The sequence below is a fragment of the Pseudomonas sp. R5(2019) genome, assembly GCF_009905435.1.
In the GTDB taxonomy this organism is placed as follows: Bacteria; Pseudomonadota; Gammaproteobacteria; order Pseudomonadales; family Pseudomonadaceae; genus Aquipseudomonas.
In genome coordinates, this window is sequence record NZ_JAAAMT010000010.1 from 126,434 (window position 1) to 147,959 (window position 21,526).

Sequence of the window (21,526 nt, forward strand, 5' to 3'; positions counted from 1 at the left end):
AGACAAGGAGTGAAAAGACACTGTGTGTCTTGCCTTGGGGTGAGGCACATGCGCGCCTGCCGTCATGGCAAGGGGCGCAATTGTAGAGAAGCGCTCAAGGGCGCGCAAGGGAATTGGTGATTATTTGAGCAGTGGCAGGCTGGAAATTGCGGCGCCTTCATTCGCGGATAAATCCGCTCCCACAGGATTTCCCGCTGATAGTGCGGGGAGCCTTTGTGGGAGCGGGTTTACCCGCGAATTGAACTCACCACGACATCAAATCAGGACGCTTTGGCAGCCTTGATCTGACGCTGACGAACGGCTTCGAACAGACAGACGCCCGTGGCCACCGATACGTTGAGGCTGCTGACACTACCGGCCATCGGCAACTTGACCAGGTAATCGCAGTGCTCGCGGGTCAAGCGGCGCATGCCCTTGCCTTCGGCCCCCATGATCAGGATGGTCGGGCCGGTCAGGTCTTGCTGGTACAGCTCCTGCTCGGCTTCACCGGCGGTGCCGACGACCCACAGGCCACGTTGCCGGAGTTTTTCCAGGGTGCGCGCCAGGTTGGTCACGGCCACCAGCGGAATCACTTCCGCCGCGCCACAGGCCACCTTGCGCACCGCTGGCGTCAAGGTCGCGGACTTGTCCTTGGGTACGATCACGGCCAGCGCACCCGCCGCATCGGCAGTGCGCAGGCAGGCGCCCAGGTTGTGCGGGTCAGTCACGCCGTCGAGCACCAGCAGCAGCGGCGCACCTTCAGTGCGATCGAGCAACTCTTCGAGCATTGCCTCGCCCCAGACCTGGCTGGGGCTGACATCTGCCACTACGCCCTGGTGCACACCCTCCACCCAGGCATCCAGCTCACGCCGCTCGGCCTGGCCAACCGCCACACGGTTCTGCGCGGCCAGCTCGATCAATGGCTGCACACGCGGGTCGCTACGGCCCTCGGACAACCAGATTTGCTTGACCCGCTTGGGGTGGTGACGCAACAACGCCTCTACAGCATGAACACCGTAGATCTTTTCCAGCTGACTCATGATTTACCCTTGGGTTTGCCCGCCTTGGACGGGCCCTTGCGATGCTTGGTCGGCTTGGATGGCTTGCCATCGGCCGCCCTGGAGGTCTTGCCCGCGGCATGGTTGCCCTTGGCTTCGGCCAGCAACGCCTTTTTCAATTCGCGGCTTTTACGCACTTCGGCGTTCTTCGCCGCCGCATCGGATGCGCGATAGGCATCACTGCTTTCGCTGGACTTGCTGGACCGGCGCGGCGGCTTGATAGGCGCAGACTCACTGGCCTTGTTCTCGCTCGCCTTGCTGGTCGGGGCCTTTTTCGCCGGCGCCTTTGAAGCGTGTGCCTTGGAAGCTGGGGCTGTTTTGGCAGCCGGCGCTTCAGTCTGGCGATGCTTGCGACCGATCGGTGCATTGATGGTTTTTTCAGCCATCTCGAAGTCGATCTTGCGCTCATCCAGATCGACGCGCATGACCCGCACTTCTACCGTGTCGCCGAGACGGAAGGTGCGCCCGGTGCGCTCGCCGGAAAGACGGTGATGGACCGGATCGAAATGGTAGTAATCACCCGGCAACGCGGTGACGTGCACCAGGCCTTCGACATAGATGTCGGTCAGTTCGACGAACAGGCCAAAACCGGTCACGGCCGTGATCACTCCCGGGAAGGCTTCGCCGACGCGATCCTTCATGTACTCGCACTTGAGCCAGTTGACGACGTCGCGGGTGGCTTCGTCGGCGCGGCGCTCGCTCATCGAGCACTGCTCACCCAACTGCTCCAGGCCCGGTTCGTCGTATGGGTAGATCCGCGCCTTGGGGATTGTCATGGCGCCGGCACGCTTGGCGTGCGGGGTATCCTTGTTGGAGCGGATCACGCTGCGAATGGCGCGGTGCACCAGCAGGTCCGGGTAACGCCGGATCGGCGAGGTGAAGTGGGTGTACGCCTCGTAGTTCAGGCCGAAGTGGCCATGATTATCGGCGCTGTAGACCGCCTGGCTCAGCGAACGCAGCATCACCGTCTGGATCAGGTGGAAATCCGGGCGGTCCTTGACGTGCTCCAACAGGGCCTGGTAGTCCTTGGGCGACGGACCGTCCTTGCCTTTGTGCAGCGACAGGCCCAGCTCACCCAGGAAGGCGCGCAGTTTTTCCAGGCGCTCCGGTGGCGGGCCATCATGGACACGGTACAACGCCGGGATTTCGTGCTTCTTGAGAAATTCCGCGGTCGCGACGTTGGCCGCCAGCATGCACTCTTCGATCAGCTTGTGAGCGTCGTTGCGAATGGTCGGACGGATTTCCGCAATCTTGCGCTCGGAACCGAAGATGATGCGGGTTTCCAGGGTTTCGAAATCGATCGCACCGCGGATATGGCGCGCACCGATCAACACCTGATACAGCGCATACAGCTGCTTGAGGTGCGGTACCACGTCAGCGTATTCGCCGCGCAGCTGCTTGGCTTCGGAAGTGCGCGAGTGCTCGAGCATGGTGCTGACCTTGTTGTAGGTCAGGCGCGCGTGGGAGTGAATCACCGCTTCATAGAATTGGTAATCCACCATCTGACCGGTCTTGGAGATGGTCATTTCACAGACCATGGCCAAGCGATCCACCTGCGGGTTCAGCGAGCACAGGCCGTTGGACAGCTGCTCAGGCAGCATTGGCACGACGCGCTCGGGGAAATACACCGAGTTGCCACGTACCTGGGCTTCGGCATCGAGCGCCGAGCCGAGTTTCACGTAGCTGGAGACGTCAGCGATTGCCACATACAGGCGCCAGCCGCCGGAGAACAGACGCAACTTTTTCAGCGGTTCGCAGAACACGGCATCGTCGAAGTCACGCGCGTCTTCGCCGTCGATGGTGACGAACGGCAGGTGGCGCAGGTCGACGCGCTTTTCCTTGTCCTTCTCTTCCACTTCCGGTTTGAGTTTGGCGGCTTCCTTGAGCACGGCCTCAGGCCAGACATGGGGAATATCGTAGGTGCGCAGGGCAACGTCGATTTCCATGCCCGGCGCCATATAGTTGCCGACCACCTCGACGATATCGCCTTGCGGCTGGAAGCGCGGAGTCGGCCAGTGGGTGATTTTCACCGCCACGAACTGACCGACCTTGGCCCCGCCATTACGCCCAGGCGTCACCAGCACTTCCTGCTGGACCTTGGGGTTGTCGGGGGTCACGAAGCCGATGCCGCCTTCTTCGAAGTAGCGACCGACGATCTGCTCGTGAGCACGGGAGATGACTTCGACCACCACGCCTTCACGCCGGCCACGGCGGTCCAGGCCGGAGACCCGGGCCAGGGCACGGTCGCCGTCGAACACCAGGCGCATTTGCGCCGGGCTCAGGAACAGGTCGTCCGTACCGTCATCGGGAATCAGGAAGCCGAAACCGTCGCGGTGGCCGCTGATGCGGCCCAGGATCAAGTCCAGCTTGTCGACCGGCGCGTAGGTGCCGCGGCGGGTGTAGATCAATTGACCGTCCCGCTCCATGGCGCGCAAACGGCGGCGCAGGGCCTCGATCTGGTCTTCTGTGGTCAAGCCGAACTCTTCCACCAGCTGCTCTCGGGCTGCGGGCGAACCGCGCTCGTCGAGGCGCTTGAGGATCAGCTCACGGCTAGGAATAGGGTTTTCGTATTTTTCCGCTTCACGAGCGGCCTCGGGATCGAGGGACTGCCAATCGGCCATTAGGAGGGGTTCACCTTGTCTATATAAGGGTTAGTTTGGCATAGGCGTATTGAAACCGGAAATTTCGGGCTTGGACAGCCCCTCACCATGGCCCTGAGCGCAGCCAAAATGCGCCCAAGAAACAACAGCTTGGAATTTTGAAAATTTTTCTTGATCGGGGCTTTACAGCCCTCAAGGGCATCCGTATAGTGCGCACCACAACGACGGCCACCGTCGTTATAGTTGAGAAGCGGCACGATGTTAAGCATCCTGTAGCCTCAATGAAATGCCCAGATGGTGAAATTGGTAGACACGCCAGCTTCAGGTGCTGGTGACCTTACGGTCGTGGAAGTTCGAGTCTTCTTCTGGGCACCAATTTCAAGTTTCAGAACTGCCAAGCGCTTCTGAAATTTACTGCAACACGCTACACTGTTTTCGTTACAAGCTACACCGCTTCATTTGCCCAGATGGTGAAATTGGTAGACACGCCAGCTTCAGGTGCTGGTGACCTTACGGTCGTGGAAGTTCGAGTCTTCTTCTGGGCACCATATTCAGATCAAACCCGCGAAAGCGGGTTTTTTCGTTTCTACCCCCCCCTCTCTTCGTACAACTCCCTTCGCAATAAGCCTGACCACAGCGGGAAAACTTCGATAGGTTGCTGATGAAATTTGCCTCATCAGCGCACTTGAGAAACGATATCGTTTATTATTGTTACAAAATTTGTAGCCCGTAAGCGAGGAAATACCCGCATGACGTTTCGCAATAGCCCGACTTTGCGCGGCCTGGCGCTCTCCATTTTCGCCCTGATGCTCGGTGCACCTCAGGCCATGGCCGCCGATTCGGTATCCCTGACCCTGTATAACGGCCAGCACAAGGAAATCGGCGAAGCCATCGCCAAGGCCTACGAGGCCAAGACCGGCATTCATATCAATATCCGCAAAGGCAGCAGCAACCAGCTGGCCAGCCAGATCATCGAAGAAGGTGACCGCTCGCCTGCCGATGTGATTTACACCGAAGAATCGCCACCTTTGAACAATCTGGGCGAACTGGGTTTGCTGGCAAAGATCGACGATAGCACCCTGCAAGTGCTGCCCAAGGAATACGTAGCCGGTAACGGCACCTGGATGGGCGTGACTGCACGCACCCGGGTGGTTGCCTTCAACCCCAAAGTCATCGCTGAAAAAGACTTGCCACCGTCGGTCATGGACTTCGCCGACCCCGAGTGGGACGGCAAGGTCGGGTTCGTTCCTACCAGCGGCGCGTTCCAGGAACAGGCGGTCGCCATCCTCAAGCTGCATGGCCGCGAAGCGGCTGAAGAATGGCTGACAGGCCTCAAGGCCTTCGGCAAAACCTACACCAACAACATGGTTGCACTGAAGGCCGTGGAAAACGGTGAAGTCGCCGCCGTGCTGGTGAACAACTACTACTGGTACGCCCTCAAGAAAGAGCGCGGCCAGCTGGATTCGAAACTTTACTACCTCGCCGATGGCGACGCCGGCGGTCTGGTGACCATCTCCAGTGCAGCCGCGGTGAAAGCCAGCAAGCACCCCAAGGAAGCCCAGGCGCTGCTGGCCTGGATGGCCAGCGAAGAAGGCCAGCGGGTCATTACTCAGACCACCGCCGAGTACCCGCTGCACAAAGGCATGGTCTCGGATCAGGGCTTGAAGCCTTTCGAAGACCTGCGTCCGCCGAAAATCACTCCCGCGGATCTGGGCAACGCTGAGGAAGCCCTTGACCTCGAACGCGAAGTTGGCCTGCTCTGATGAGCATGACCCTGCCCGCCGCCGCGGTATTCGTACCGCGCGGCAAACGGCCCTCAATCTGGGTCGTCCTGCCTGTGCTGTTTCTGGTTGGCCTGAGCCTGTTGCCCCTGCTGTACGTGGGCATGAAGACCTGGGAAGCCGGCTGGCGTGAAGCGCTGCACCTGCTCTGGCGCCCTTTCGTCTGGGGCTTGATGCGCAATACCCTGGCACTGATGGCCGGCGTAACCGTGGCCTGTGCGTTGATCGGCCTGTCGCTGGCCTGGCTGCTGGAGCGCTGCGACTTGCCCGGACGGCGCCTCTGGGGGGTGATTCTGTGCTTGCCGTTCGCCATGCCAGCATTTGTCAGCGGCTTCACCTGGGTATCGCTGAGCCCGCGCTTCGAAGGCCTGGGCGGCGCGATTCTGGTGATGAGCCTGTCAAAGTACCCGTTGGTGTTCCTGCCGGTCGCCGCGACGCTGCGCAATCTCGACACCTCTCTTGAGGAATCGGCCCGTACCCTGGGGCAAAACCGCTGGGGCGTGTTCTTCCGGATCACCCTGCCCTTGCTCTGGCCGTCGATTCTTGGTGGCAGCCTGCTGATTGCCCTGCACATGCTGGTGGAATTTGGCGCCCTGTCGATTCTGGGCCTGCAGACCTTCACCACGGCCATCTACCAACAGTTCGAGCTGGAATTCAGCAACGCCAATGCGGCGATGCTTTCCGCAGTGCTGCTGGTGATGTGCCTGTCGATGCTCTGGCTGGAACTGAAGGTGCGAGGCAGTGGGCGGCATGTGCGGATCGGCCAGGGCGTCGCCCGCCGCGCCGCGCCGTTAACCATGGGTGCGCTGATGCCGGTTGGGCAGTTGTATTGCCTGCTGCTGGCCGTACTGGGCAGTGGCATACCGCTGGCGATGCTGGCCTACTGGCTGAAAGTCGGTTCGTCAGCGGCGTTTCCGGTGGCCGATATTACCCGCGCCTTGCTCACCTCGCTGTCGGTCTCACTGGGCGGTGCAGGCCTGAGCCTGTTGCTGGCACTGCCGGTGAGCCTGTTGGTGGTGCGCTACCGTGGGCATCTGGCGATTTGGGCGGAGCGGCTGCCGTACTTGCTGCATGCACTGCCGGGCCTGGTCATCGCCCTGACCCTGGTGTTCTTCGCGCTGCACTATGTGCCGGCGCTGTACCAGACCACCGGTTTGCTGTTGCTGGCCTACGCGCTGCTGTTTCTACCCCTGGCCCAGGCGCCGGTACGCACGGCCTTGACCAAGGCTGCTCCGCAGCTGGAAGAGGCGGCAAGGACCCTCGGCGCTTCGCCGTTCAGTGCGTTCTGCCGAGTCACCCTGCCGATCATCTTCCCGGCGCTGGCTGCCGCCTTTGCCCTGGTGTTTCTGGACGCCATGAAGGAACTGACCGCCACGCTGCTGCTCAGCCCGACCGGCATGACCACCCTCGCAACCGAGGTCTGGGCACACACCGCCAACGTCGAGTTTGCCGCAGCCGCGCCCTATGCCGCCCTGCTGGTACTGGTGTCCGGATTGCCGGTGTATATCCTGACCACCCGCATGTACCTGAACCGCGCCTGATCAGGCGCGGAACTGGCCCAGGCTGGCTTTGAGCTGGGCCGCCACCGCACCACCGCCAGCACCAACAGCACCAACAGCACCAACAAGCGCCAGACCCAGACCGATGCGCCAGCGCAGCGCTTGAGCCGCCCCCTGAACGCTGTGGCTGGGCATGCCGCATGGCCTCGCCACATCAGCCAAGCGGAGGCGCTTTTGATCTTGTGGGTGATTCTATGGCTGGAAGCAATCCCCACAGCCTTTAACACAAAAGCTGTAGGAGCCGAGCTTGCTCGCGATGAAGGCGCCGCGGTGATGCTGGCCCACTGTGCTGAATTCATCGCAGGCAAGCCTGGCTCCTACATCAAAAGCCCCTACAACGTACGGCTTACCGGCGGTGTTAGCGTCGTGAAACGACAAAGGGCCCCAGCGGGGCCCTTTGTCTTTTACATCAACGCTGTATCAGGCGAACGGGTGACGCAGAACGATGGTCTCGTTGCGGTCCGGGCCGGTGGAGATGATGTCGATCGGCGCGCCGACCAGCTCTTCCACACGCTGGATGTAGGCACGGGCGTTGGCCGGCAGTTCTTCCAGGGTCTTGGCACCCAGGGTCGACTCGCTCCAGCCCGGCATTTCTTCGTACACCGGCTCCAGGCCGATGTAGCTGTCGGCGTCGGTCGGCGCGTCGATGACGGCGCCGTCGGCGTTCTGGTAACCCACGCAGATGCGGATGGTTTCCAGGCCGTCAAGCACGTCCAGCTTGGTCAGGCACAGGCCCGAGATGCTGTTGACGTCGATGGCGCGACGCAGGATCACGGCATCGAACCAGCCGCAACGACGAGCACGGCCAGTGGTCGCACCGAACTCGTGACCACGTTTGGCCAGGAAGGCACCGACGTCGTCGAACAGCTCAGTCGGGAATGGGCCCGAGCCAACACGAGTGGTGTAGGCCTTGGTGATACCCAGGATGTAGTCCAGGTACATCGGACCAACGCCAGAACCGGTAGCGATGCCGCCGGCGGTGGTGTTGGAGCTGGTGACGTACGGGTAGGTACCGTGGTCGATGTCCAGCAGCGAACCCTGGGCACCTTCGAACATGATGTCCTTGCCAGCGCGACGCAGCTGATGCAGCTCGGCAGTCACGTCCAGCATCATTGGCTTGAGCTGTTCGGCGTATTCCATGCACTCGTCCAGGGTTTTCTGGAAGTCGATTGCAGGTTCTTTGTAGTAATTGATCAGCACGAAGTTGTGGTAGTCCAGCAGCTCGCCCAGCTTGGCGGCGAAACGCTCGCGGTGGAACAGGTCGCCGATGCGCAGGCCACGACGCGCCACCTTGTCTTCATAAGCCGGGCCGATGCCGCGACCGGTAGTACCGATTTTATGCTCGCCACGGGCTTTTTCACGCGCCTGGTCCAGGGCAACGTGGTAGGACAGGATCAGCGGGCAGGACGGGCTGATACGCAGGCGATCACGCACCGGTACGCCTTTCTCTTCCAGCTTGATGATTTCGCGCATCAGCGCGTCGGGTGCAACCACCACGCCGTTACCGATCAGGCACTGCACGCCTTCGCGCAGAACACCCGACGGGATCAGGTGCAGAACGGTTTTCTCACCGTCGATCACCAGCGTGTGACCGGCGTTGTGGCCACCTTGATAGCGCACTACGGCGGCAGCATGTTCGGTCAGCAGATCAACGATCTTGCCTTTGCCCTCATCACCCCATTGGGTGCCCAGGACTACGACATTCTTACCCATAACACTTGTCCTCATTCGCGCAAACTTGGCGCCGGCCGCAAGCCGGCGGGAAAACTCAGGAAGCCAGCGGCAGTACCTGCCAAAGCCCGTTCTGCTGAATCAATTGTCGGTCGCAGTCCGCCTCTCCAGCGGCGCTCAGCGGCTGCCCAGGCAAGGCCTGGACCACGCGCTGACCTTCGCTGCGCAGCTGGCAAACCAGCTGCCAGAGGGCTGCGTCCGTACTGTCTGGCATCCAGATGCCACCCGAGGGCAACACGACCTCGGCACGCCCCAGTGTGACCAGGGTCTTCAAATCCGTAGAGAAACCGGTGGCTGGCCGCGCACGGCCAAAATCGGCACCGATATCGTCATAACGACCACCCTGGGCGATCGATTGGCCAACGCCAGGCACAAACACCGCGAACACCACACCGGTGTGGTAGTGATAGCCGCGCAATTCGCCCAGGTCGAAATACAGCGGGATCTGCGGAAACCGTGCCGCCAGGCGATCAGCAATCTCGACCAGATCGTCGAGCGCCGCCAACACCGCTGCAGGCGAATCAGCCAGACGCAGACGCGCAGCCTCAAGCACCTCACGACCACCACACAACTCCACCAGCGCCCGCAGCATGCCGGCGAGATCCGCTGGCAGGTCGGCGGTCAAGGCGATCACTTCATCGATGGCCTTGCGCTGCAGGGCATCGAACAGCTGCTGCTCAACCGAGCCGGACAAACCGGCTGCGCGCGCCAGGCCGCGGTAGATACCGACATGCCCCAGATCCATATGGACATCCGGCACGTCAGCCAATTGCAGCATGGTCAGCATCAGGCTGATCACTTCAACGTCGCTGACCGGGCTGGCGTCGCCGTACAGCTCGGCGCCCAGCTGGATCGGGCTGCGTGAGGTCGACAGCGCCCGCGGTTGCGCATGCAGCACGCTGCCGGCATAGCACAGGCGACTCGGTCCTTCGCGGCGCAAGGTATGCGCATCGATACGCGCGACCTGCGGTGTGATGTCGGCGCGAAAGCCCATCTGCCGGCCCGATTGCGGGTCAACCACCTTGAAGGTGCGCAGATCCAGGTCCTGGCCGGCACCGGTCAGCAGTGACTCCAGGTATTCGATATGCGGGGTGACGACAAACTCGTAACCCCAGCTCTGGAACAAATCCAGCACCTGGCGACGCGCCACTTCGATACGCGCCGCTTCCGGCGGCAATACTTCTTCGATGCCATCTGGCAGCAGCCAGCGGTCTACCGTTGCCATTACGCCATTCCCCTATGATCCGGGCGACCGACCCTGCGGGGCGGCCTTGAGTGAAGCAGATATCGGCAGACAATATCCGGCGACCGCTGTTCAGTCAGTCACCTTGGGCCAATATCCTCGAAATCCTTGCCAGGCCGTCTACGACAGTCGCTAGGTGCGCGCTGTGCAGTACCTGGGGCCTGAAACGGCCAATCGATCTTGCAGACGCAAAAAAGCCGGGAATTTCCCGGCTGCCGCATCATACACCCGTTTTCTCAAAGGATCACCCCGCCAGGCATTTTAGGTGCCCGGCGGAGTGGTTCGATCAGGGCTTGAACTTGTTCATGAACTTGAAGAAGTCGCTGCTCGGATCCAGCACCAGCACGTCGCTCTTGCTGTCGAAGCTTTCACGGTAGGCACGCAGGCTACGGTAGAACGCGTAGAACTCCTGGTCCTGGCCGTACGCCTTGGCATAGATCGCCGCTGCCTGCGCATCGCCGTCACCGCGGGTTTCTTCCGATTCACGGTAGGCTTCGGCCAGCAGCACGCGGCGCTGACGGTCGGCGTCGGCACGAATACCTTCGGCCAACTCGTTACCCTTGGCCCGGTGCTCACGCGCCTCACGCTCACGCTCGGTACTCATCCGCTCGAACACGCTGCGGTTGACTTCCTTGGGCAGGTCGATGGTCTTGACCCGGACATCGATGACTTCGATACCCAGCTCTTTATTGGCCATCTTGTTGAGCGAAGCAGTGATGTCAGCCATCAGTGCGTCACGCTCACCCGACACTACTTCGTGCAGGGTGCGCTTGCCGAACTGGTCACGCAGACCCGACTCCAGACGACGCGACAGGCGCTCGTCGGCAATCTGCTTCAGGCCCGAGGTCGCGGTGTAGAAGCGCTCGGCATCTTTCACCCGCCACTTGGCGTAGGCATCGACCATCACAGCTTTCTTCTCCAGGGTCAGGAACCGCTGGGTCGGCGCATCGAGGGTCATCAGCCGCGCGTCGAAACGACGCACCTTGTTCACGTATGGCACTTTGACGTGCAGACCAGGCTGGACATCGGCCTGAACCACACGACCGAATTGCAGCAACACGGCACGTTCGGTCTGGGCAACGATGTAGAAGCAGTTCCAGGCCACGACCGCCAGCACCACGCCCACGATCAGGGCGATCAGTGATTTATTGCTCATCAGCGGCTCTCCCTGGTACGCGGCTCACGCGCTTGTGGACTGTCCGGTGCGCGATTGGACGCTTCGTTGGTGACCGTTGGCGTGCTCGACAACGCAGCGCTGCCGCGTGCACCCTCGACCATCTTGTCGAGCGGCAGATACAGCAGGTTGTTGGAACCGCTTTCACCGCTGACCAGCACTTTGCTGGTATTACTGAAGACGTCCTGCATGGTTTCCAGGTAGAGGCGCTGACGCGTTACTTCCGGAGCCTTGCGATACTCGCCCACCAGCTTGGTAAAGCGATCAGCCTCACCCTTGGCGCGAGAGACGACTTCATCACGATAGCCGTTGGCATCTTCAACGATCCGCTGGGCCTGACCACGGGCTTCCGGCACAACGCCGTTGGCGTAGGTTTCAGCCTGGTTGCGCGAACGTTGCTCATCTTCACGGGCACGGATCACGTCGTCAAAGGCTTCCTGCACTTCACGCGGGGCTGCCGCGCTCTGCACGTTGACCTGGGTCACGGTGATACCGGTACGGTAAGTATCGAGGAAGCGTTGCAGACGCTCCTTGATTTCGCCGGCCATTTGCTCACGACCTTCAGTCAGCACCTGGTCCATGGCGGTGGAACCCACCACGTGGCGCAGGGCACTGTCGGTTGCGTGCTGCAGGCTGACTTCAGGCTGATCGACGTTCAGCACGAAATCCTGCAGGTTGCTGATCTTGTACTGCACGGTCAGTGGGACTTCGACGATGTTCTCGTCTTCGGTCAGCATCTGGCCCTGCTTGGTGTAGGCACGCTCACGCGTGACGTTTTCCATGTACTTGCGATCGATGGGCGGGAAGTAGATGTTCAGACCCGCACCGACGGTTTCGTAGTATTTGCCGAAGCGCAGCACAACGGCCTGCTCCTGCTCGTCCACGACATACACGGCACTGTACAGCCAGATGGCCGCCAGCACGGCCAGGCCGATACCGAGCAAGCCAAAGCCGCCGCCCTTGCCTGGGCTGTCGTTACTGCGTTTCTTGTTGCCACCGAACAAACCGTTCAGGCTTTCCTGTAGCTTGCGGAAGGCTTCGTCGAGATCCGGCGGCCCTTTCTTGTCGCCGCCACGGCGCCCACCCCAAGGGTCCTGATTATTCGAGTTGCCACCCGGCTCATTCCAAGCCATAGCGCTCTCCATCTGATAAAGCAAAGACGCACCCACGGCGCGCCGACCAATGCTACAGAATGCCTGTCACAGCAGTACAACCGCTTTGTCAGGCTTTTATTGCAAAGTGTGTTGCTCGATAAATTCCAGCGGTTCCATCCCTTCGCGGCTGACCAGACGATTGAACTCTACTCGAGACAAACGTACCGCCAACAGACTACCGCCTTCTTCATCGTGCTCTTCACTTTTAACCGCCCCCAGCGCGAAGAACTGTGCCCGCAGTCGAGCAAAACGCTGACCCAAGTGCAAGGTGCCGATGAACAAATCGTCACCCAGCAATTCGGAAACGGCCTGGGCCAACAAGTCCAGGCCTCGTCCGTCTCGGGCTGAAACCCAGACCCGCTGCGGTTTGCCATCGGCATCACGCTGAATCTGTGGCTCTACGCCTTCAAGCAGGTCGAGTTTGTTATACACCTCAAGGATCGGCAAGCCTTCAGCCCCGATCTCACCGAGCACCGCCATGACCTGTTCGATCTGCTGCATGCGCTCAGGCTCATGGGCGTCGATCACGTGCAGCAACAGGTCGGAGTTGCTCGACTCTTCGAGCGTAGCTCGAAACGCCTCGACCAGCTTGTGCGGCAAATGACGAATAAACCCTACCGTATCGGCCAGCACGATCGGCCCGACGTCGTCGAGCTCGAGCCGGCGCAGGGTCGGGTCGAGGGTCGCGAACAGCTGGTCGGCCGCGTAGACCTCGGATTCGGTCACGGCGTTGAAGAGCGTGGATTTGCCGGCGTTGGTGTAGCCCACCAGCGAAACGGAAGGGATATCGGCACGTTTGCGCCCGCGCCGCGCTTGCTCGCGCTGGCTGCGGACCTTTTCCAGGCGTGCCTTGATTTGCCGCAGGCGCACCCGCAACAGGCGCCGGTCGGTTTCCAGCTGGCTTTCACCCGGGCCACGCAGACCAATACCGCCCTTCTGCCGCTCAAGGTGAGTCCAGCCTCGCACCAGGCGAGTGCTCATGTGCTCGAGCTGGGCCAGTTCGACCTGCAGCTTGCCTTCATGGGTACGGGCGCGTTGCGCGAAAATATCGAGAATCAGCCCGGTACGGTCGAGCACGCGACACTCGAAAACACGTTCGAGGTTACGTTCCTGACTGGGCGTGAGGGTGTGATTGAAAATCACCAGATCTACCTGTTCGGCTTTGACCAGGTCGCGCAACTCCTCGACCTTGCCGCTGCCAATCAGGTATTTGGCTGTGGGCTGATGCCGCGCCACATTGACGAACGCGACGGTATCGGCGCCAGCCGAAACTGCGAGCTCCTGGAACTCCTGCGGGTCTTCGCGCGCCTCAGGGTCCTGACCATCCAAATGAACGAGAACGACCCGTTCACCACCACCGTGGCGCTCAAAGAACAAAGCAGACTCCTATCAGGCGTTACCTGGTTCAGCGTCGCCGTGTTCAGTGTCGGAAGCGCTTGGAAGGCGGATCGGACGAACCGGGACAACTGTCGAGATGGCGTGTTTGTAAACCATCTGGCTAACGGTGTTTTTCAGCAGGATCACGAACTGGTCGAACGATTCGATCGTGCCTTGCAGTTTGATGCCGTTGACCAGATAGATCGAAACCCCAACTTTTTCTTTCCGCAAAGTATTCAAGTAAGGGTCTTGTAGCGAATGCCCTTTTGACATATGCCGCACTCCTGTAAGGATCAATAGTAAAAAAATAATAGAAATCTGATGGCTCAAGCCGCCCCACCCCCAAGGATAGACGGCAATTGCAAGGACTCAGTCCAATATGGAGACCGTTCCGAGGTATTTCAAGGTCCGTGGCAGATTGTCACATGCCAGGCTGTCCAGCCAGTGAAGATCAGCCCAACTGCGTAACCAGGTAAATTGCCGCTTCGCCAACTGGCGAGTGGCAATAATGCCGCGCTCCTGCATTTCCGATGCTGTCAACTTGCCATCTAGGTAATCCCAGACTTGGCGGTAGCCTACTGCACGTATAGACGGCAGACCGGCATGCAAGTCACTTCTGACCCGCAGCGCTCTGACCTCGTCAATGAAGCCATGTTCCAGCATGTGTTCGAATCGCAGTGCAATTCGGTCATGTAATACCCGGCGATCATTGGGTGCTATCGCCAGATTTGCGACAGTATAGGGCAATTGACTGCTTCCCGATGCGGCGGCTGCGGTACTTTGCGCAGATTGTCGCTCGCGATGTGAAGTCATGCTCATACCGCTGACCCGATAAACCTCCAGCGCACGAATCAGTCGCTGTGGATCATTGGGGTGAATACGCGCTGCCGACACCGGGTCTACCGCGGCCAGTTGCTCGTGCAATGCCTGCAATCCCAGACGCTCGGCTTCGGCTTCGATTTCGGCACGAATCCGTGGATCGGCGGCCGGCATGTCGGCCAACCCATCCACCAATGCCTTGAAATACAACATGGTGCCGCCCACCAGCAGCGGAATATTGCCACGCGCAGTGATCTCGGCCATGGCCGCCAGTGCGTCGGCGCGAAATTGCGCCGCCGAATAACTTTGCGCCGGGTCGAGTATGTCGATCAGACGGTGAGGATGAGCAGCCAATACCTCTTTCGAGGGCTTGGCGGTGCCGATGTCCATGCCGCGGTAGACCAGCGCCGAATCGACGCTGATCAGTTCGCACGGGAGCACACGGCTCAACTCGATCGCAAGGTCGGTTTTGCCGGCGGCGGTCGGCCCCATCAGAAATATCGCCGGGGGAAGAGCACTCATATTCAACGACCGCGCAAGAATAATTTGTCCAGATCATCCAGCCCGAGCTGAGTCCAGGTCGGGCGGCCGTGGTTGCACTGGCCGCTGCGTTCGGTGCTTTCCATGTCGCGCAGCAGGCCGTTCATCTCCGGCACTGCCAGACGCCGGTTGGCCCGCACTGCGCCATGACAGGCCATGGTGCCGAGCAATTCGTTCAGATGCGCCTGGATACGGTCACTGGTGCCGTACTCCATGAGATCGGCCAACACGTCCTGCACCAGCCGATTGGCCTCGGCTTGCTTGAGCAGTGCCGGAATCTGGCGGATGGCGAGGGTTTCCGGGCCCAGGCGCTGCAGCTCGAAGCCCAGGCGCTGGAACCAGGCCGCGTGCTCTTCGGCGCAATCGGCCTCGCGCTGGCTGAGGGCCAGGGATTCGGGCACCAACAACGGCTGGCCGCTCAGGCCTTCGCTGGCCATCGCCACTTTAAGACGCTCGTACATAATGCGCTCATGCGCCGCATGCATGTCCACCAGCACCAGCCCCTGGGCGTTCTCGGCGAGGATGTAGATGCCCTTCAGTTGCGCCAGTGCGTAGCCCAGCGGCGGAATATCACCCTGGCTTTCGGGCAGTGAACCATTGGCCGGCACACCGGATGCTGGCGCCCCGGGCAGCGGCGCGAAAAACTCGCGGTAGACGCCCTGGCTTTCTGCCAGCGGGATTGGCGAAGGCTGCGACGGCCGCGGCGAATACTGGTAACCGGCACCCGCGCCGGTGCCCGGCATGCGCGCCGCTGGCTCGACCCGCTGTTGTTCCAGCAGGTTGGCGGACAGGCGCATCTCACCCTGAGGGCCGAACTCACCCGCCTGCAAGCCGCTTGGGCGAACCATTTCGGTGACCGTCGCCGGCGCCGCCAGCTGGTCTTCAGGGCGAACGTCAGCCAGTGCCCGATGCAGGGTGCCGTACAGGAAATCATGGACCATGCGGCCATCGCGAAAACGCACTTCGTGCTTGGTCGGGTGGACGTTGACGTCGACTACGGCCGGGTCCACTTCAAAAAACAGCACGAAGGTCGGGTGCCGGCCATTGAACAGCACATCGCGATAAGCCTGGCGCACCGCGTGGGCGACCAGTTTGTCGCGCACCGCTCGGCCGTTCACGTAGAAATATTGAAGGTCAGCCTGGCTGCGAGAGAACGTCGGCAAACCGACCCAGCCCCACAAGTGCAGGCCGTTACGCTCGACTTCAATCGGCAGGGCCTGTTCGAGAAAGGCCGGGCCACAGACCGCCCCGACCCGACGAGCGCGCGCGGTGTCGTCCGCGGCGTCATGCAGGCTGAGGATGGTCTTGCCGTTGTGGCGCAGGTGGAAGCCCACGTCGAAGCGGGCCAGCGCCAGGCGCTTGATGACTTCCTGCAGATGATCGAACTCGGTTTTCTCGGTCTTGAGAAACTTGCGCCGGGCCGGGGTGTTGAAGAACAGATCGCGCACTTCTACCGAGGTGCCGACCGGGTGAGCCGCTGGCTGCACCCTGGGCGACATGTCGCGGCCTTCGGTCTCGACCTGCCAGGCCTGTTCGGCATCTCGGGTACGCGACGTCAGGGTCAATCGGGCGACCGAGCTGATGGACGCCAGGGCTTCACCGCGAAAGCCCAGGCTCATCACCCTTTCGAGGTCTTCCAGATCACGGATCTTGCTGGTGGCATGGCGTGCCAGGGCCAGCGGCAGGTCATCGGAAGAAATCCCGCCGCCGTCGTCTCGTACGCGCAGCAGCTTGACGCCGCCCTGCTCGACCTCGATATCGATGCGTTTGGCACCGGAGTCGAGACTGTTTTCCAACAGCTCCTTGATGACCGAGGCCGGTCGCTCGACCACCTCGCCGGCGGCAATCTGGTTCGCCAGCCGCGGGCTGAGCAGCTGGATGCGGGCTGAGGCGCTCATTGCTGGGCCGCCAGCGCGGTGCCTGGAATGCTCAGGTTCTGCCCGACCTTCAGTTCATCGGTTTTCAGCTCGTTGGCGTTGCGCAGGGCCGCAATCGGCACTTCGTAGCGCACTGCCAGCATGGCCAGGGTTTCGCCGGGGCGTACGGTATGGTCGCGCGGCCCCTGGGCGATCTTGCCCGAGTCACGCAGCCAGGCAATGTAGGTGCCCGGTGGCGGGTTCTGCTGGAAGAACTGGCGCACGCCGCTGTGAATCGAGCGAGCCAACGCCTGTTGATGGCTGGTGGTTTGCAGCTTGGAGGCTTCGTTGGCGTTGGAGATAAAACCGGTTTCGACCAGGATCGACGGGATATCCGGCGACTTCAGCACCATGAAGCCTGCCTGCTCGACCCGGCGCTTGTGCAGTGGCGTGACCCGGCTGATGTTGTTCAGCACTTTCTGGCCGACGTTAAGGCTGGAGGTCAGCGACGCAGTCATCGACAGGTCAAGCAAGACGCCCGCCAGCATACGATCCTTATCATCAAGGCTGACGTTGCCGGCGCCTCCGATCAGATCGGAACGGTTTTCGCTGTCGGCCAGCCAGCGAGCTGTTTCCGACGTGGCGCCACGCTCGGACAAGGCGAACACCGAAGCACCGAAGGCGGCCGTTGAAGGCGCCGCGTCGGCGTGAATGGAGATAAACAGGTCGGCGCCTTTCTTGCGGGCGATTTCAGTTCGCTTACGCAATGGAATGAAGTAGTCGCCGGTGCGGGTCAACTCGGCGCGGAAGCCTTTATCGGTGTTGATCTGGCGTTGCAGTTCCTTGGCGATCGACAGCACCACGTCTTTCTCGTGCTGGCCACGCGAGCTGGACGCACCCGGATCTTCGCCGCCATGACCGGCATCGATGGCAATGACGATGTCGCGCTTGCCGTTGGGCACCGGGGTGAGCTTGATCGCGGGCTGCGCAGGCGTCACCGGCACGGCAGGCGCGGTCGCAACGGCAGGCGTTGGCGGAGCAGGCGCGGCATCGGCTTCCTGGTCGAACAGATCGACGACCAGGCGATTGCCGTACTGCTGGTTCGGCGCCAGGGTGAAGCTTTTGGGCGTGACCGATTTGGTCAGGTCAATGACCACCCGCAGGTCAGTTGGCGTGCGCTGGGCAGAGCGCATGCTGGTGATCGGAGTGTTGGAGGTCGACACCTGCAACGGTGCCGCCAGTGTCGCGCCGTTGATATCGATGACCAGCCGGTCCGGCGAGGTCAAGGTAAAAACACTGTGTTGCACAGGACCCGACAGGTCAAAGACCAGGCGAGTGTTATCCGGAGCTCGCCACAAGCGTACGCTTTTGACTTGCGTGACGGCCAAAGCGTCCACGGTTACGGCCGTCAGCAGTAATCCAACGACAGCAACCAGTGCGCGAATGCGCATACCAATCCCCATTAAGTTATTTGAATTCCAATGCCAGAACGGCACACCAAGACTCGCCACGCGACCCCAATGGCGACAAGCTCAGCGAACGCCCGCCTGCATGGGGGCGTATGGTAATGGTCAGGTCGGGCTTTGGCAAAAAGCCCTCACCCTTGCCAGGCCACTCGATCAGGCATAAGGGGTCCCCGTCGAAGTAGTCACGGATGCCCATATATTCCAGCTCCTCGGGGTCGAGCAGCCGGTACAGATCAAAGTGGAATGCCCGCACATCACCGACTTCGTAGGGCTCGACCAGGGTAAAGGTCGGGCTTTTGACTGCTCCGGTATGCCCCAGGCCACGGATAATCCCTCGCGAAAGCGTGGTTTTACCGGCCCCCAGGTCCCCTTCGAGGAAAATCAAGCCATTCCCCCGAGTGACCTCGGCAATGCGTTTTCCCAATTCGTGCATGGCGTGTTCATCGGCCAGGAACAGGGTTACTTCTGACACGGTGTGTGCTCCTCAAGCAACTGACGAATGGTGGGGACAAGATCGCTGGCAGCCAGCCCACGCCCCCGCTCCCCTTGAATCTCTCCGGCACAGGCATGCAGCCAGGCACCCAGGCAGGCGGCGTCCCAGGCTGACAAGCCCTGAGCGAGCAAAGCCCCCAGCAGACCGGCCAGCACGTCCCCAAGACCTGCCGTGGCCATCGCCGGGTGGACGCGATCACACAACGCCAGGCGCCCGTCCGGGGCGGCGATCAAGGTGCCGGCGCCCTTGAGCAAACAAATCGTTTCAAATTGATGCGCCAGTGCTCGCGCGCTGCCTGCCCGATCCGCCTGAACCTGCGCCGTGCTGATTCCCAGCAAGCGTGCCGCTTCCCCCGGGTGCGGCGTGATCACGCTGCCTGCCGGCAGGCGCACGGTTCCTGTGGCCAGCAAATTAAGCGCATCGGCATCCCAGACTTGCGGCTTTGGCGTGCCGGCAGCCGCCGAAAGCAGGCTGCGCGACCAGCCGGTCTGCCCCAGGCCGGGCCCAACGACCAGCACCGAGGCGGCTTCGGTCAGCGCCATCAACTGATTGGCAGAGCTGACACCCGACGTCATCACCTCCGGGATACGGACCAGCGCCGCGGAAAGATGTTCGACACGGGTCGCCAACGACACCATGCCGGCACCGCTACGCAAGGCGCTTTCGGCGCTCAGCAGCGCTGCACCGCCCATGCCGCTGTCGCCGCCGATGACCAGTACACGGCCAAACTGGCCTTTATGGGCCGTGGGCTTGCGTGCGTGCAGTCGCGGAAGATTGACGATGTCCAGGCGTGTGGCGACAGGGGGCATCTGAGCCACGATGACCGGATCGGCCTGCAGGTCATCGAACACCAGTTGGCCCACACAATCTGGCCCCTGGGCGGTGAACAGGCCGAGCTTGAGGCCGATGTAGCTGACGGTCAGGTCAGCCTGTACCGCGCAACCCAGCACGCGCCCGGTGTCGGCACACAGGCCCGAGGGGATATCGACACTGACCACCGGCAAGCCGCTCTGGTTGATCGCTTCGATCGCATAGACGTACGGACCGCGTACATCACCGCTCAAGCCGGTACCCAGCAAGGCATCGACCACTATGCCTTCAAGGCTGCGGTGGTTGGCCCAAGGCCAGATCGCCACGCCACAGGCACGAGCCTGGGCGCAGGCTTGCGCGGCGTCACCGACCAGCGAGGCGGGATCCGCCACCGCCAGTATTTCCACCTGCCAACCGGCACGTTCAGCCAGTTCAGCCACCAGATAACCGTCACCGGCGTTATTGCCCCGCCCCGCCAACACCGTCAACACCCGCTCCTGCGGCCACTGCCGACGCACGGCGCGCCAGGTGGCGTGGGCGGCGCGTTGCATCAGCTCAAACCCCGGCGTTCCGGCGGCGATCAGCCGGGCATCCAGATCACGAACCTGGGCGGCGGTATACAGAGCGTCGGGTAAACAGGGGGTAGAGGGCAGCATAAGTCCACTATGGAGGGCGATGTCTGGCAGAATTATACGCACCTCAGCTCCGGTTTCCTTCTTCGCATGCCTGCTCTCACCGCCGACCTCCCCGCCCTGGCCCAGTCAATCAAGGATTGGGGCCGCGAACTGGGCTTCCAACAAGTTGGCATTGCCGGCCTGGACATCGGCGAGCACGAAAAACACCTGGAGCGCTGGCTGGCCGCCGGTTACCACGGCGAGATGGAATACATGGGCGCCCATGGCAGCAAACGCTCGCACCCCGAGGAGCTGGTACCCGGTACTTTGCGCGTGGTTTCGCTGCGCATGGACTACCTGCCCGGCGACACCGAAATGGCCCAGCGCCTGGCCCAGCCGGAAAAGGCCTACATTTCCCGCTATGCACTGGGGCGCGACTACCACAAGCTGATCCGCAAGCGCGTGCAGCAACTGGCCGAGCGTATTCAACAGGCGATCGGCCCGTTTGGCTACCGCGCCTTCGTCGACAGCGCCCCGGTGCTGGAAAAGGCCATCGCCGAACAGGCCGGGCTGGGCTGGATCGGCAAGAACACGCTGGTGCTGAACCGCAAGGCCGGCAGTTACTTCTTCCTCAGCGAACTGTTTGTCGATTTGCCGTTGCCGGTCGACGCTCCACACACGACCGAGCATTGCGGTCGTTGCAGCGCCTGCCTGGACATCTGCCCGACCAATGCCTTTGTCGGCCCTTATGTGCTGGACGCTCGTCGCTGCATTTCCTACCTGACGATCGAGCTGAAAAACGCCATCCCCGAAGAGCTGCGGCCGCTGATCGGCAACCGCGTGTTCGGTTGCGATGATTGCCAGATCGTTTGCCCGTGGAACCGCTTTGCCCGCCCTTCCGGCGAGAGCGATTTCAAGCCACGGCACAACCTCGACAATGCGCAACTGGCAGCATTGTTCTTGTGGGATGAGGAGACGTTTTTGAGCAGTACCGAAGGCTCGCCGTTGCGGCGGGCGGGGTATGAGCGCTGGTTGCGGAACCTGGCGGTGGGGCTGGGGAATGCGCCGTCGACGATTGCGGTGATAGAGGCGTTGAAGGCGCGCCGGGATTACCCGTCAGAGCTGGTGCGCGAGCATGTGGAATGGGCGTTGCGTCGGCATGGTGTGGATTGAATCTACGATTTTGGGGCCGCTTCGCGCCCCATCGCGGCCAGGTCCGCTCCTACACGAACCGCGCGGACTTGTAGGAGCGGACCTGGCCGCGATGGGGCG

The 21,526-nt window shown here is 61.5% G+C and carries 17 protein-coding genes and 2 tRNA genes; 5 read left to right on the forward strand and 14 right to left on the reverse strand.

Annotation, left to right across the window (positions count from 1 at the left end; translation table 11 throughout):
* Positions 1–260: 260 nt before the first annotated feature.
* Both rlmB and rnr read right to left on the reverse strand, forming a co-directional pair.
* Positions 261–1,019, reverse strand: a complete 759-nt coding sequence (gene rlmB, locus GUY40_RS09390; protein WP_166568677.1) for a 23S rRNA (guanosine(2251)-2'-O)-methyltransferase RlmB — start codon at positions 1,017–1,019, stop codon at positions 261–263.
* Positions 1,016–3,658, reverse strand: a complete 2,643-nt coding sequence (gene rnr / locus GUY40_RS09395; RefSeq protein ID WP_166568678.1) for a ribonuclease R — start codon at positions 3,656–3,658, stop codon at positions 1,016–1,018. The genes rlmB and rnr overlap by 4 nt, the downstream gene beginning before the upstream one ends.
* 267 nt (positions 3,659–3,925) lie before the next feature.
* On the opposite strand from rnr, the gene GUY40_RS09400 reads away from it, so the two are divergent.
* The 4 genes from GUY40_RS09400 to GUY40_RS09415 all read left to right on the forward strand — a co-directional run bounded on the left by GUY40_RS09400 (position 3,926) and on the right by GUY40_RS09415 (position 6,959).
* A tRNA-Leu gene (locus GUY40_RS09400) sits at positions 3,926–4,012 on the forward strand.
* Positions 4,013–4,098: 86 nt separating this feature from the next.
* Positions 4,099–4,185 (forward strand) — tRNA-Leu (locus tag GUY40_RS09405).
* A 201-nt stretch (positions 4,186–4,386) separates the two neighbouring features.
* Positions 4,387–5,400: an extracellular solute-binding protein gene (locus tag GUY40_RS09410; protein ID WP_166568679.1), complete on the forward strand. Its 1,014-nt coding sequence runs from the start codon at positions 4,387–4,389 to the stop codon at positions 5,398–5,400.
* On the forward strand, positions 5,400–6,959 hold the full coding sequence (locus tag GUY40_RS09415) for an iron ABC transporter permease (RefSeq protein WP_166568680.1): 1,560 nt from the start codon (positions 5,400–5,402) through the stop codon (positions 6,957–6,959). Before GUY40_RS09410 ends, GUY40_RS09415 begins: the two co-directional genes overlap by 1 nt.
* Here GUY40_RS09415 and GUY40_RS09420 read toward each other — a convergent pair whose 3' ends face one another.
* The 12 genes from GUY40_RS09420 to GUY40_RS09475 all read right to left on the reverse strand — a co-directional run bounded on the left by GUY40_RS09420 (position 6,960) and on the right by GUY40_RS09475 (position 20,296).
* Positions 6,960–7,112 (reverse strand): hypothetical protein, encoded by a 153-nt coding sequence (locus tag GUY40_RS09420; RefSeq protein WP_166568681.1) that lies wholly within the window; start codon positions 7,110–7,112, stop codon positions 6,960–6,962. It lies immediately after the preceding gene.
* A gap of 285 nt (positions 7,113–7,397) precedes the next feature.
* Entirely contained in the window at positions 7,398–8,690 is a 1,293-nt protein-coding gene (locus GUY40_RS09425) for an adenylosuccinate synthase (protein ID WP_166568682.1), read from the reverse strand.
* A gap of 55 nt (positions 8,691–8,745) precedes the next feature.
* On the reverse strand, positions 8,746–9,933 hold the full coding sequence (locus GUY40_RS09430; RefSeq protein WP_166568683.1) for an ATP phosphoribosyltransferase regulatory subunit: 1,188 nt from the start codon (positions 9,931–9,933) through the stop codon (positions 8,746–8,748).
* A 304-nt stretch (positions 9,934–10,237) separates the two neighbouring features.
* Positions 10,238–11,107: a protease modulator HflC gene (gene hflC / locus GUY40_RS09435; RefSeq protein WP_166568684.1), complete on the reverse strand. Its 870-nt coding sequence runs from the start codon at positions 11,105–11,107 to the stop codon at positions 10,238–10,240.
* Positions 11,107–12,258: an FtsH protease activity modulator HflK gene (hflK, locus tag GUY40_RS09440; protein WP_166568685.1), complete on the reverse strand. Its 1,152-nt coding sequence runs from the start codon at positions 12,256–12,258 to the stop codon at positions 11,107–11,109. Before hflK ends, hflC begins: the two co-directional genes overlap by 1 nt.
* Positions 12,259–12,354: 96 nt before the next feature.
* The gene (gene hflX / locus GUY40_RS09445; protein ID WP_166568686.1) at positions 12,355–13,656 is read right to left on the reverse strand and encodes a ribosome rescue GTPase HflX; all 1,302 of its coding nucleotides are present in this window, start codon (positions 13,654–13,656) and stop codon (positions 12,355–12,357) included.
* A gap of 12 nt (positions 13,657–13,668) precedes the next feature.
* Positions 13,669–13,929 (reverse strand): RNA chaperone Hfq, encoded by a 261-nt coding sequence (hfq, locus tag GUY40_RS09450; RefSeq protein WP_166568687.1) that lies wholly within the window; start codon positions 13,927–13,929, stop codon positions 13,669–13,671.
* A 96-nt stretch (positions 13,930–14,025) separates the two neighbouring features.
* Complete coding sequence (miaA, locus tag GUY40_RS09455) at positions 14,026–14,997, reverse strand: tRNA (adenosine(37)-N6)-dimethylallyltransferase MiaA (protein WP_166568688.1); 972 nt, start codon at positions 14,995–14,997, stop codon at positions 14,026–14,028.
* A gap of 2 nt (positions 14,998–14,999) precedes the next feature.
* Positions 15,000–16,913: a DNA mismatch repair endonuclease MutL gene (gene mutL, locus GUY40_RS09460; RefSeq protein ID WP_166568689.1), complete on the reverse strand. Its 1,914-nt coding sequence runs from the start codon at positions 16,911–16,913 to the stop codon at positions 15,000–15,002.
* Positions 16,910–18,334 (reverse strand): N-acetylmuramoyl-L-alanine amidase, encoded by a 1,425-nt coding sequence (locus GUY40_RS09465; RefSeq protein ID WP_218585439.1) that lies wholly within the window; start codon positions 18,332–18,334, stop codon positions 16,910–16,912. The genes mutL and GUY40_RS09465 overlap by 4 nt, the downstream gene beginning before the upstream one ends.
* A 4-nt stretch (positions 18,335–18,338) precedes the next feature.
* A complete protein-coding gene (gene tsaE, locus GUY40_RS09470; RefSeq protein WP_166568691.1) occupies positions 18,339–18,809 on the reverse strand; it encodes a tRNA (adenosine(37)-N6)-threonylcarbamoyltransferase complex ATPase subunit type 1 TsaE in 471 nt (156 codons plus the stop codon).
* Positions 18,797–20,296 carry an NAD(P)H-hydrate dehydratase gene (locus tag GUY40_RS09475; protein WP_166568692.1) on the reverse strand — a complete coding sequence of 500 codons (1,500 nt, stop codon included), beginning with the start codon at positions 20,294–20,296 and terminating at the stop codon, positions 18,797–18,799. Before GUY40_RS09475 ends, tsaE begins: the two co-directional genes overlap by 13 nt.
* A gap of 66 nt (positions 20,297–20,362) precedes the next feature.
* Between GUY40_RS09475 and queG the strand changes: the two genes are divergently transcribed.
* Positions 20,363–21,427 carry a tRNA epoxyqueuosine(34) reductase QueG gene (gene queG, locus GUY40_RS09480; protein WP_166568693.1) on the forward strand — a complete coding sequence of 355 codons (1,065 nt, stop codon included), beginning with the start codon at positions 20,363–20,365 and terminating at the stop codon, positions 21,425–21,427.
* The last annotated feature ends 99 nt before the right edge of the window (positions 21,428–21,526 follow it).

Coding starts and splice junctions, on each gene's coding strand:
- rlmB (WP_166568677.1), bottom strand. CDS start 1,019: ATGAGTCAGCTGGAAAAGATCTACGGTGTTCATGCTGTAGAGGCGTTG.
- rnr (WP_166568678.1), bottom strand. CDS start 3,658: ATGGCCGATTGGCAGTCCCTCGATCCCGAGGCCGCTCGTGAAGCGGAA.
- GUY40_RS09410 (WP_166568679.1), top strand. CDS start 4,387: ATGACGTTTCGCAATAGCCCGACTTTGCGCGGCCTGGCGCTCTCCATT.
- GUY40_RS09415 (WP_166568680.1), top strand. CDS start 5,400: ATGAGCATGACCCTGCCCGCCGCCGCGGTATTCGTACCGCGCGGCAAA.
- GUY40_RS09420 (WP_166568681.1), bottom strand. CDS start 7,112: ATGCCCAGCCACAGCGTTCAGGGGGCGGCTCAAGCGCTGCGCTGGCGC.
- GUY40_RS09425 (WP_166568682.1), bottom strand. CDS start 8,690: ATGGGTAAGAATGTCGTAGTCCTGGGCACCCAATGGGGTGATGAGGGC.
- GUY40_RS09430 (WP_166568683.1), bottom strand. CDS start 9,933: ATGGCAACGGTAGACCGCTGGCTGCTGCCAGATGGCATCGAAGAAGTA.
- hflC (WP_166568684.1), bottom strand. CDS start 11,107: ATGAGCAATAAATCACTGATCGCCCTGATCGTGGGCGTGGTGCTGGCG.
- hflK (WP_166568685.1), bottom strand. CDS start 12,258: ATGGCTTGGAATGAGCCGGGTGGCAACTCGAATAATCAGGACCCTTGG.
- hfq (WP_166568687.1), bottom strand. CDS start 13,929: ATGTCAAAAGGGCATTCGCTACAAGACCCTTACTTGAATACTTTGCGG.
- miaA (WP_166568688.1), bottom strand. CDS start 14,997: ATGAGTGCTCTTCCCCCGGCGATATTTCTGATGGGGCCGACCGCCGCC.
- mutL (WP_166568689.1), bottom strand. CDS start 16,913: ATGAGCGCCTCAGCCCGCATCCAGCTGCTCAGCCCGCGGCTGGCGAAC.
- GUY40_RS09465 (WP_218585439.1), bottom strand. CDS start 18,334: ATGGGGATTGGTATGCGCATTCGCGCACTGGTTGCTGTCGTTGGATTA.
- GUY40_RS09475 (WP_166568692.1), bottom strand. CDS start 20,296: ATGCTGCCCTCTACCCCCTGTTTACCCGACGCTCTGTATACCGCCGCC.
- queG (WP_166568693.1), top strand. CDS start 20,363: ATGCCTGCTCTCACCGCCGACCTCCCCGCCCTGGCCCAGTCAATCAAG.